This is a genomic window from Salmonella sp. SAL04214, assembly GCF_046550615.1.
Classification (GTDB): Bacteria; Pseudomonadota; Gammaproteobacteria; order Enterobacterales; family Enterobacteriaceae; genus Salmonella; species Salmonella enterica.
Genome location: NZ_JBGDXT010000021.1, coordinates 1 through 10,825, shown reverse-complemented (window position 1 = coordinate 10,825; position 10,825 = coordinate 1). Strand labels below are relative to the sequence as shown.

Below are 10,825 nucleotides of genomic sequence, written 5' to 3'. Positions count from 1 at the left end.
TCGTTAGCTCAGTTGGTAGAGCAGTTGACTTTTAATCAATTGGTCGCAGGTTCGAATCCTGCACGACCCACCAATTTAACATCAAACTCAGATGTTGAGCGTGAAGGATAACGTTGCGTCAGCAACGGCCCGAAGGGCGAGGCGAAGCCGAGTCATCCTGCACAACCCACCAATGTAAAAAAGCGCCCTAAAGGCGCTTTTTTGCTATCTGCGATATGGAAGATTCGAACCTGCCGCAGGTTCGGGTCTCATGCAGTGAGACAACGGAGCCGTTTACGGCGACGGCCCGAAGGGCGAGCGAAGCGAGTCATCCTGCACGACCCACCAATGTAAAAGAGGGCGCTGGCGGCGCCTTTTTGCTATCTGCAATATGGATGATTCGAACCTGTCGCAGGTTCGGGTCTTGCCTGATGCGCTGCGCTTATCAGGCCTACAGACGGCACCGCTCACGCAGGCCAGATAAGACGTTACGCCGCCATCAGATACGGGGCTACGTAATTATTGTGACTTTCCTTATTGAATCAGCTATCTTGTTTAGCATATAAAACAAATTAACCGATTGTGGCGTTTATTACGCTTTCATTCGGTTGTTTCGTTAAGTCAGTAAAACGAGAAGCCACGATGAGCGTAATGTTTGACCCACAAGCCGCAATCTACCCGTTCCCGCCGAAACCAACGCCGTTGAACGACGATGAAAAGCAATTTTATCGTGAGAAAATCAAGCGCTTGCTCAAAGAGCGCAATGCCGTCATGGTGGCGCACTACTACACCGATCCGGAAATTCAACAGTTGGCAGAAGAAACCGGCGGCTGTATTTCCGACTCACTGGAAATGGCCCGTTTCGGCGCGAAGCACGCCGCATCCACGCTACTGGTAGCGGGCGTACGGTTTATGGGGGAAACCGCCAAAATCCTCAGCCCCGAAAAAACCATTCTTATGCCTACCCTGGCGGCGGAATGTTCGCTGGATTTAGGCTGCCCAATAGACGAATTTAGCGCTTTTTGTGATGCGCATCCTGACAGAACCGTAGTGGTCTATGCTAACACCTCGGCTGCTGTTAAAGCGCGTGCGGACTGGGTTGTGACCTCCAGTATCGCCGTAGAACTGATTGAGCATCTGGATAGTTTGGGGGAAAAAATTATCTGGGCGCCGGACAGACACCTGGGGAATTACGTGCAAAAACAGACCGGGGCCGATGTACTGTGTTGGCAAGGGGCGTGTATCGTGCATGACGAGTTTAAAACCCAGGCGTTGACCCGTTTAAAAAAAATCTATCCCGATGCCGCTATTCTGGTTCACCCTGAATCGCCGCAGTCCATTGTCGAAATGGCCGATGCGGTGGGCTCCACCAGTCAGCTTATTAAGGCGGCAAAAACGCTGCCGCACAGACAGCTTATCGTGGCGACCGATCGCGGCATCTTCTACAAAATGCAGCAGGCGGTGCCTGAAAAAGAGCTGCTTGAAGCGCCCACGGCTGGCGAGGGGGCGACCTGCCGTAGCTGCGCGCACTGTCCGTGGATGGCGATGAATGGCCTGAAAGCTATTGCTGAAGGGCTGGGGCAGGGAGGCGCGGCGCATGAAATACAGGTTGATGCGGCGCTACGCGAGGGCGCATTACTGCCCCTCAACCGGATGCTGGATTTTGCGACTACACTTCGGGCGTAAAGACGGAAATCTTTGGGGGAGAGAATGGATTTTTTTAGTACGCACAACATACTGATTCATATTCCGATTGGCGCTGGCGGGTACGATCTCTCGTGGATCGAAGCGGTAGGAACCATCGCCGGCCTGCTCTGTATTTGGCTTGCCAGTCTGGAGAAGATCAGCAACTACTTTTTTGGACTGGTTAACGTCACTCTGTTTGCGATTATTTTCTTTCAGATCCAGCTTTATGCCAGCCTGTTGCTGCAACTCTTTTTCTTTGCCGCCAATATTTATGGCTGGTATGCGTGGTCGCGGCAAACAAAGGATAATCAAGCCGAGCTTAAAATCCGCTGGCTGCCGTTGCCAAAAGCAATGGCATGGCTGGCGATATGTGTGATAGCTATCGGTTTGATGACGCGATATATCGATCCCGTATTCGCCGTCCTGACGCGCGTGGCCGTCGCCATTATGCAGATGCTGGGGTTACAGGTGACAATGCCTGTACTGCAACCGGACGCTTTCCCGTTCTGGGACTCTTGCATGATGGTGCTGTCTATCGCGGCGATGATTCTGATGACACGAAAATATGTCGAAAACTGGCTCCTGTGGGTGGTAATCAACGTGATCAGCGTGGTGATTTTTGCTTTGCAGGGCGTCTATGCGATGTCGCTGGAATATCTGATCCTGACATTTATCGCCGTGAACGGTAGCCGCCTGTGGATAAACAGCGCGCGGGAGCGAGGATCGCGCGCGCTTTCCCGTTAATGGTGATGAACATGCCCGGATGACGTCTGATTCAGATGACAGTCCGGGCCGTGACACACTTGATATTCCATCTGAATCGTGGCGTGCGCAATATGGTATTCGTGCATCAGGAAATCCTGGATACGTTCCAGCAGCGCATCATGGTCGTGTGGCGGAATGACCTGAGCGTGCAACGTCATGACCGGTTTTTCGCCGACCATCCAGACATGCACATGGTGTACGTTGCGGACTTCGGGGATTTCCCGGCTTAAATGGCGCTGTAAGGCATTAATATCCAGCGAAACCGGCGCGCCTTCCAGCAATTCGTTGACGCTATCTTTTAATAAACGCCAGGCGCTGCGTAGCACCAGTACCGAAACCAGAATAGAGAGAATCGGGTCCGCTGGCGTCCAGCCCGTCCAGATAATGATCAACGCGGCGACTATTGCGCCGACGGAACCCAGCAAATCGCCCATCACATGTAGCGCGGCAGCGCGCACGTTCAGGTTTTTTTCATCGCTTCCCCGATGGAGAATCCAGAACGCAAACAGGTTCGCCAGCAGACCCGCGACCGCAATCACCATCATCAGATTGCCCGCCACCGGACGTGGCGTGTAAAAGCGCTCTATCGCTTCCCAGACAATGAGAAGGGTAATGACCACCAACGCAATGGCATTCACAAAAGCCGCCAGTGTGGTGAGTCTTAGCCAGCCAAAAGTGTGGCGAACAGTCGGGGGACGACGGGAAAATTGAACCGCCAGCAGCGCAAAGAGAAGGGCCGCCGCGTCGGTGAGCATATGTCCCGCATCCGCCAACAACGCCAGAGAGCCGGAGAGTATCCCGCCCACCACCTCAAGGAGCATAAATCCGGCAGTGACGATAAAGGCGAAAAGCAGGCGACGAGCATTATTATCTTTCGGCAGGTGTGAATCGGCATGAGAGTGTGAGTGCGCCATAACGTCATTCCTTTGTTATTCTCATCAATACTGTAGACATCATACTGATTTTTCGCTGACAAAATAAAAAGGAGAGCGAAAGCTCTCCCGTTATCAGACTTTTTTCTGCATTACTGTGTGGTACCGTCGGTTTTGGTATTCACGTCATTATTGACGCCATTACCGGTTTCCACTTTTTTATTAATATCCGGGCAGCGACCGTCTTTACACATGGTATTTTTATGCTCTTCATCCTTGGTCATTCCGTCATGATTCATGGTTGAACCGTCTGGATGCTGCATCGTGCTGTTAGTATTGCCGTTGGTATTGATGTCGTTGTTATTCACATCATTCGGCGCTACATTCTGGCGGGCGTCCGGGGCAACCTGACCGGCATTTGCCGCCGAGTTCGCCTGGCCATTACTGGATTGCGCGTTAGATTCAGCAGCTAACGCTGCGCCGCTGGCAAGGCCGAGGGTAGCGGTGAGTAAAAGCGTAGTCAGTTTTGTCATTTTCATAAGATGCTCCTGTTATGGTGGATATGTCGGATAACCTCTTCCAACAGTGCACGTGTCAGTCAAATCCTCAAATAAGGGATAAAAAGCGTTCGCCGCCGCGGGTTAACGCAGCAGAGAATCTTGCAATAATTCATAAACAGAGTGGTTACAGTTAAAAAGTGTAGGTTAGATCCCATTTTTCGCTACATTTGTGCGTTTTTTTCCTGAATTCCAGGATTATTCCGTTCAAAGTGTAAAAGCCCGTTTACACTATTTAATTGAAGAGATAGATTGGAGGGATTGCATTCATTGGGATAAGTACGGCAACACTGGAATAAACATGAATTATCAGAACGACGATTTACGCATTAAAGAAATCAACGAGTTATTACCTCCGGTCGCGCTGCTGGAAAAGTTTCCCGCCACGGAAAATGCAGCAAATACCGTTGCTCACGCGCGCAAAGCCATCCATAAAATTCTCAAAGGCAATGACGATCGTCTGCTGGTGGTGATCGGTCCTTGTTCAATTCATGATCCGGCAGCGGCGAAAGAGTATGCCGCCCGTTTGCTGGCGCTACGCGATGAGCTTCAAGGCGAGCTTGAAATTGTCATGCGCGTCTATTTTGAGAAACCGCGTACTACCGTCGGCTGGAAAGGACTGATTAACGATCCGCACATGGATAACAGCTTCCAGATTAACGACGGTCTGCGTATTGCGCGCAAACTGCTGCTGGATATTAACGACAGCGGCCTGCCTGCCGCCGGCGAATTCCTCGATATGATCACGCCGCAATATCTGGCCGATCTGATGAGCTGGGGCGCCATTGGCGCGCGGACTACTGAATCCCAGGTTCATCGCGAACTGGCGTCTGGCCTCTCTTGTCCGGTCGGTTTTAAAAATGGTACTGATGGCACGATTAAAGTCGCCATTGACGCCATCAACGCCGCCGGCGCGCCGCATTGCTTCCTCTCCGTCACTAAATGGGGTCATTCAGCGATTGTGAATACCAGCGGCAACGGCGACTGCCATATCATTCTGCGCGGCGGTAAAGCGCCAAACTATAGCGCGCAGCATGTTGCTGAGGTGAAAGAAGGCCTCATCAAAGCGGGACTAACGCCGCAGGTCATGATCGATTTCAGCCATGCCAACTCCTGTAAGCAATTTCAAAAGCAGATGGAGGTTTGCGCCGATGTCTGTCAGCAGATAGCAGGCGGTGAAAAAGCGATTATTGGCGTGATGGTAGAGAGTCATCTGGTGGAAGGAAACCAGAGTCTGGAAAGCGGTCAGCCGCTGACCTACGGTAAAAGCATTACTGACGCCTGTATTGGCTGGGAAGATACCGATGCGCTGCTTCGTCAGTTGTCGGCGGCGGTAAAAGCCCGTCGCGGCTAAGTTTAGTTTCTATCCTGTGGTGAAGTGCAGGATAGAAAACATATCGGTCCAGTAACAGCCTACCGGACCGATATTGCCAATATTAATGTATTATTATTTGGCGTACTTAGGTACTTCCTGCTTCTGGAGGGTATTTCCTTCCGAATCAATTCCTACAATGACTCTATAGCGGTCAAAATATAACTTCTTAATGGATTCTGTTCCTAATTCTTCGTAGGCAACAATTTCTACTGATTTAACATGTTTTGTATTAATTGCAGACGCTCCTCCAATCCCGAGTAGCGAAACCCCACCGTATTTTTTACAAAGCTCAGCGACATAATCAGCACGATCGCCTTTGCCAAGAAACGCAGTTGCCCCTTGTTGAAACATCATTTCTACAAATGGGTCCATACGCGCGGCCGTTGTAGGACCGTTGGAGCCAATAGGTAAACCAGGTCTGGCAGGGCAGGGGCCAGCATAGTAAATCGTTTGGTTTTGAAAATCGACCGGTGATTTTTCTCCGTTACTAAGCGCTACTTCGATTTTTTTATGCGCGGCGTCACGGCAGGTGTAAGCAAATCCAGTGAGAAATAATATATCGCCGACCTTAAGAGTTTTCGCTTTCTCTTTAGTCAATGGTAATGTTAATTCCATCATAGCTTCTCCAGATATTAAATGATTTCACTAGCGTGGCGGCTTGCATTACATTGGAAATTGATTGCGACTGGTAGTGCAGTGATATGGCAAGGATAGTAATCGACATGCACGCCTAACGCCGTAATACGCCCGCCCATACCTAAAGGGCCGATCCCTGTATTATTCACAGCTTCTAATAATTCAGCTTCGAGCTGGGCATAAAGTGGTTTAGCATTGAACTCACCAAGAGGGCGTAATAATGCTTTCTTCGCCATCCACGAACAGTGGTCCATTGTACCGCCAACGCCGATACCAATAATATAAGGAGGGCATGGATTGCCTCCTACACGACGGACAGTTTCCAGAACAAAATCTTTTATACCATCAATACCATCGCCGGGAAGCAATGTTTTAAAAGTTCCCATATTTTCGCTACCGCCGCCCTTTGGCATAACGGTAATTGTCACTCGGTCACCATCAACAATTTCAGTATGTAAAATTGCAGGAGTATTATCATTAGTATTAATACGTTCTAATGGATCTGCAACCATGGATTTTCTTAAGTATCCATTTTCATAGCCCTGGCGAACACCCTGGTTCACCTGATCTTTAAGCGGCTTACCTTCCCAGCATACATGTTGTCCAATTTCCATTATAACGATACAAGTACCGGTATCATGGCAGCATGCAAGTTGTTCTTTTTTTGCATACTCTCCATTATCAATTAATATCTTAATGGTTTCCTTGCCGATCTTTGACTCTTCTTTATCATATGCTTTACGAAAAGAACACATGAGATTATCATCCAGTTCATAACAAGCTTTTTTTACAAGTTTTTCGATAACCGGAATGATAATTTCTGTATTTAATATACGACTCATACTCCCTCCAGTGCTATGTTGCATTGTTTTATCCATTGATCACATTTTCATGATATTCGTATTCATTGTAGGAAGGAAATATGTTATTTTTATTAAATGATAAATTTTATTTATAGTAGTGGAAAATAGATGGAAATTAGACAATTAGAATATTTTGTAAGCGCTTCTTTGTTAGGTAACTTAACCAGAGTTGCTGAGCGGCATTTTGTTTCTCAACCTAATATCACCATTGCTATTAAGAAGTTAGAGACTGAATTAGGGGTGACATTATTTGATAGAAAGAAAAATAAACTTGTCCTTACTGAGGAGGGCATGTTTTTCTTACAAAAAATTGAACCTATCCTTATTGCGTTAAAAAATAGCGTAGCGGAAATGAAAGATTATCGTAATGAAAATGGTGGTATAGTAACTTTGGGGATCCCACCGATGATAAGTTTGTTTCTTTTTTCACCGCTCTTCAAGCATTTCCGAGAGATTTATCCAGAGATGGAACTCTCTCTTGTTGAAGAGGGGACTTTTGGTTTACATGATAAACTTTCTGCTGGAGAGCTGGATCTTGCTATTGTTATTATTAATGACTGTCCAAAAGAATTAGTTACGGTACCATTAATGACTCAGCAGCACGTGGTATGTATGTCAGATAAACATCCTCTGGCAAAAAAGGATAGTATCGATTGGGAAGATCTACAATATGAGCCATTGATACTAATGAAAAAAGATTCCTGGCATAGAAAAACGATTATTGAAGAATGTACAAAGCGAGGAATTCATACACATATTTTTCTATCATCAAACAGGGTTCAAACCAACATAGATCTGGTTGCTAAAAATGAAGGAATTTCTTTCATTTTGGACGCTGTCGATCTTAAAGCCGAAAAAGTAATAACTAAGGCCATGACTGAGCCGACTTATGTTACGATTGGTTTGGCCTGGAAGAAAGATAAATATTTATCATATGCAACCAGAGCGTTAATTAAATTCATTGAGGATTATATTAAAGAACATTTTACAATTAAATAATTATATTTGTTCTTCAACAAAAATTTCCCATAGTTCTTCGGCATCTGGAGGCATTCTCTTGGCTGGTCTATAAAGTCTTATTTCTATGGGTACCCATAAATTGCTTTCTTTTTCCGCTGCAGTAACAATAGTTTTAGCCTCTATATCTTGCCTGGCAAGGCTTTGAGGTATCCAGGCAACACCGTCGCCAGATCTGACCATTGCCAATAGTGTTGCTGCCAGATCGGCCACAAAGGCAACATTTATATTATGGGTAATTCTGTTAATAGACGCTGTATTTGCTATTATTCTTCCCAGACCTGATTGTGATGAAAAAGAAAGGTAAGGGAATTGAATCTTATTATTTATATTCCACAACGGTTTTAACGTTTCTGAGTCTGGTTTACTGAATGGAATTAATGTATCAAACCCAAGACGAATGCTCATAAAGTTATTTTTATTTAAATTTAGATGCATATGTGGGTGATGGTGACACAGCAAAAATTGTGAATCTCCCTGCCGCATCATTTTTTCGCACGCATTCAATGAGTCAGATAAAAGACGAAATGAACCAAATTTTGCAATTTTATCACTCTGTTTTAACAAATGCGGTACAAAAGAGAAAGACAAAGCATGCGTTGCTGAAAAAACAAGACTAGGTTGTTTATTACCTGCGGCCTCAAGGGTATCACTTTTCAATGTGTACAAGGAGTGGATCAGTTCGGGAAGCTGGTCTGTAAATACTTCTCCGGCTTTGGTAAGGGTGACTCCCCGTTTACTTCTTTCAAAAAGGGGCGTACCCACCCATTCTTCGAGAGATTGTATCCGACGACTAAATGCGGGTTGAGTCACATATCTTGAGGCAGACGCTTTTGAGAAATTCAACGTTTCTTTTAGAGCCAGACAGTCTTCGAGCCATGTTAGTTCGAGGTGATGCCGATATTGCATAAGCTGCAACCTTATTAGCATTGGATGAGTTTCATTTATATAAGTAGCATTATACACAGACAGATTTTAAGAGGAAATTATTTGATTAAACAGAAACAAAAGCAGTAAGAATATGTTATGCCTTTGTCGGGTAAGTGTTGTTATTTATGTGAGTGTATTCTTTCTCAATAGAAATTAATTAGATGTAATTTTAGTATAACATGTGATTTATGCTTGTTGTAGTTGTATTCATGACTGTAATGAGTTGTTTTTGTACCCTAATAATATAAGGACGTATACATGTCACCAGCGATTATTACTTTGTTGGTTTTAGTGGTTGCAATAATTATCTTTGTTAGCGATCGTCTTCCTATGGGATTAGTTGCATTTATGGTCCCAATGGCACTTTATTTTACCGGTGTTATCGATGCTAAGGATATTTTTGCTTCAATCGTAAATGCGAATGTTATTCTTATCGTCGCCATGTGTGTACTCGGTGCGGCATTTTTTAAAACAGGTTTGGCATGGCAATCAAGTAAAATTTTACTAAAATATGCTAAAACAGAAAGAAGCCTTAGTGTATTGATTTTTCTTATTGGTGGAGTTATGTCTGCCTTTGTTTCTAATAGCGGAACAGTTGCTGTGCTAATTCCTATTGTTTTAGGTATTGCCGCCAGTAGTCAGATTAAGCCTATTAAACTTCTTATGCCTCTGGTTTTTGGGGCAACAATCGGTGCTGATATTTCTATTATCGGTTCGCCAGGAAATCTGATTGCTAAAAATACTATTGAAACTTTTAGTAAGGGAAGTCTGTCGGTGCCATTTTTCGAATACGCTAAAATTGGTATTCCTTTGCTGATTGCATGCTCTATATTTCTCTATTTCTTCGGTTCAAAACTCATCGCAGATCGTGATGGAAATACACAATCTGATTCTCAAATGGATTATAGCCAAATTCCGGCCTGGCATAGAAATTTAACTTTAGCCGTTTTTATCCTGGCTATCGCTGGAATGGTGGCAACTGATTATATTAAGTTTCTGCCTCCAATGCATATTATTGCGTGTTGTGCGGCTATTGTTCTTGTATTTGCTGGCGTTTTGACACAAAAGGAAACTTTTAATTCTTTTGAAACGCTAACTGTTTTCATGCTTGCGTTTATGATGCCTTTAGGAGCCGCGCTTAATTCTACTGGTGCTGGAGAAATGATTGCCAATGCCGTTATTTCAGTAACCGGTGATTCTGGCGTTATGATTATTATGGCATCATTGTGGATACTTACATGGGCTTTGACTCAAGTTATGAGTAACACTGCAGCATGTACGTTGTTATGCCCGGTAGGGTGGACTATCGCACAGTCTATTGGCGCAGACCCTCGTGCAGTTGTTATTGCTGTTTTTATTGCGAGTAGTGTTGCTGTTTGTACCCCAATGGCTATTCCTGCAAACTCAATGATTATTGGCCCGGGGAATGTTAAATTTAAAGATTTCTTAAAACCCGGACTGGCGATTAGTTTGGTTTGTTTTATCGTTAGTATGATTTTACTACCGATATTTTATCCCTTCTATTAATGCCTGATATTACTTTTCTATTTTAGACTATTAAATTTGAGACTTTATTATGAATAGTTCGGTGCTATTAGGTGAAGGCTTCACTCTGATGTTCCTCGGCATGGGGTTCGTGCTGGCGTTTCTGTTCCTGCTGATTTTCGCCATCCGCGGCATGTCCGCCGCCGTCAACCGTTTCTTCCCTGAACCAGCTCCGGTGCCAAAACTGGCACCTGCCGCCGCCGCGCCCGCGGACGACTTTGCCCGCCTCAAGCCGGTGATTGCCGCCGCTATCCACCACCATCGCCGCCTTAACCCTTAATTTACGGAGGAATCCATGACCATTGCCATTACCGATGTCGTCCTGCGCGACGCCCACCAGTCCCTGTTCGCCACCCGCCTGCGCCTTGACGATATGCTGCCGATTGCCGCTCAGCTTGACGATGTCGGCTACGGCTCGCTGGAGTGCTGGGGCGGCGCCACCTTTGACGCCTGCATCCGTTTCCTCGGCGAAGACCCGTGGGTCCGCCTGCGCGAGCTCAAAAAAGCCATGCCCAAAACCCCCCTGCAGATGTTGCTGCGCGGCCAGAACCTGCTCGGCTACCGCCACTACGCCGACGACGTGGTGGAGCGCTTCGTCGA

11 protein-coding genes, 2 other RNA genes and 1 pseudogene are annotated in these 10,825 nt (G+C 46.0%); 9 read left to right on the top strand and 5 right to left on the bottom strand.

All coding sequences use genetic code 11. From position 1 onward, the window contains the following. Window positions 1-4: 4 nt before the first annotated feature. From ACLJQD_RS22810 to pnuC, 4 genes are all read left to right on the top strand, one after another. Window positions 5-172: non-coding RNA, RtT sRNA (locus tag ACLJQD_RS22810), on the top strand. A gap of 29 nt (window positions 173-201) precedes the next feature. Beyond that, a non-coding RNA gene (locus ACLJQD_RS22805) (RtT sRNA) lies at window positions 202-327 on the top strand. Between the two features lie 294 nt (window positions 328-621). Beyond that, window positions 622-1,665, top strand: a complete 1,044-nt coding sequence (nadA, locus tag ACLJQD_RS22800; RefSeq protein ID WP_017442253.1) for a quinolinate synthase NadA — start codon at window positions 622-624, stop codon at window positions 1,663-1,665. A gap of 24 nt (window positions 1,666-1,689) precedes the next feature. Continuing rightward, window positions 1,690-2,409: a nicotinamide riboside transporter PnuC gene (gene pnuC / locus ACLJQD_RS22795; protein ID WP_000345367.1), complete on the top strand. Its 720-nt coding sequence runs from the start codon at window positions 1,690-1,692 to the stop codon at window positions 2,407-2,409. Here the strand turns inward: pnuC and zitB are convergent. Further along, entirely contained in the window at window positions 2,406-3,344 is a 939-nt protein-coding gene (zitB, locus tag ACLJQD_RS22790; protein ID WP_000951251.1) for a CDF family zinc transporter ZitB, read from the bottom strand. The two genes, pnuC and zitB, sit on opposite strands and share 4 nt — an antisense overlap. 110 nt (window positions 3,345-3,454) lie before the next feature. Continuing rightward, window positions 3,455-3,841, bottom strand: a complete 387-nt coding sequence (locus ACLJQD_RS22785; protein WP_000784380.1) for a YbgS-like family protein — start codon at window positions 3,839-3,841, stop codon at window positions 3,455-3,457. Between the two features lie 319 nt (window positions 3,842-4,160). On the opposite strand from ACLJQD_RS22785, the gene aroG reads away from it, so the two are divergent. Then, on the top strand, window positions 4,161-5,213 hold the full coding sequence (gene aroG, locus ACLJQD_RS22780; protein ID WP_001109233.1) for a 3-deoxy-7-phosphoheptulonate synthase AroG: 1,053 nt from the start codon (window positions 4,161-4,163) through the stop codon (window positions 5,211-5,213). A gap of 93 nt (window positions 5,214-5,306) precedes the next feature. Here aroG and ACLJQD_RS22775 read toward each other — a convergent pair whose 3' ends face one another. Next, window positions 5,307-5,852, bottom strand: a complete 546-nt coding sequence (locus ACLJQD_RS22775; protein WP_000970374.1) for a FumA C-terminus/TtdB family hydratase beta subunit — start codon at window positions 5,850-5,852, stop codon at window positions 5,307-5,309. A 14-nt stretch (window positions 5,853-5,866) separates the two neighbouring features. Beyond that, window positions 5,867-6,712 (bottom strand): fumarate hydratase, encoded by an 846-nt coding sequence (locus ACLJQD_RS22770; RefSeq protein WP_000086831.1) that lies wholly within the window; start codon window positions 6,710-6,712, stop codon window positions 5,867-5,869. Between the two features lie 129 nt (window positions 6,713-6,841). Between ACLJQD_RS22770 and ACLJQD_RS22765 the strand changes: the two genes are divergently transcribed. Then, window positions 6,842-7,732 carry a LysR family transcriptional regulator gene (locus ACLJQD_RS22765; RefSeq protein ID WP_000405927.1) on the top strand — a complete coding sequence of 297 codons (891 nt, stop codon included), beginning with the start codon at window positions 6,842-6,844 and terminating at the stop codon, window positions 7,730-7,732. Here ACLJQD_RS22765 and ACLJQD_RS22760 read toward each other — a convergent pair whose 3' ends face one another. After that, on the bottom strand, window positions 7,733-8,716 hold the full coding sequence (locus ACLJQD_RS22760) for a LysR family transcriptional regulator (protein ID WP_000282119.1): 984 nt from the start codon (window positions 8,714-8,716) through the stop codon (window positions 7,733-7,735). It abuts the gene before it with no gap. A 222-nt stretch (window positions 8,717-8,938) separates the two neighbouring features. Between ACLJQD_RS22760 and ACLJQD_RS22755 the strand changes: the two genes are divergently transcribed. From ACLJQD_RS22755 to ACLJQD_RS22745, 3 genes and pseudogenes are all read left to right on the top strand, one after another. Continuing rightward, window positions 8,939-10,207, top strand: a complete 1,269-nt coding sequence (locus ACLJQD_RS22755; RefSeq protein WP_017442254.1) for an SLC13 family permease — start codon at window positions 8,939-8,941, stop codon at window positions 10,205-10,207. Window positions 10,208-10,256: 49 nt separating this feature from the next. Next, the gene (locus ACLJQD_RS22750) at window positions 10,257-10,505 is read left to right on the top strand and encodes an oxaloacetate decarboxylase subunit gamma (protein ID WP_001529440.1); all 249 of its coding nucleotides are present in this window, start codon (window positions 10,257-10,259) and stop codon (window positions 10,503-10,505) included. 15 nt (window positions 10,506-10,520) lie between these two features. Beyond that, window positions 10,521-10,825 (top strand): annotated as a pseudogene (locus ACLJQD_RS22745) (oxaloacetate decarboxylase); the annotation flags it as partial.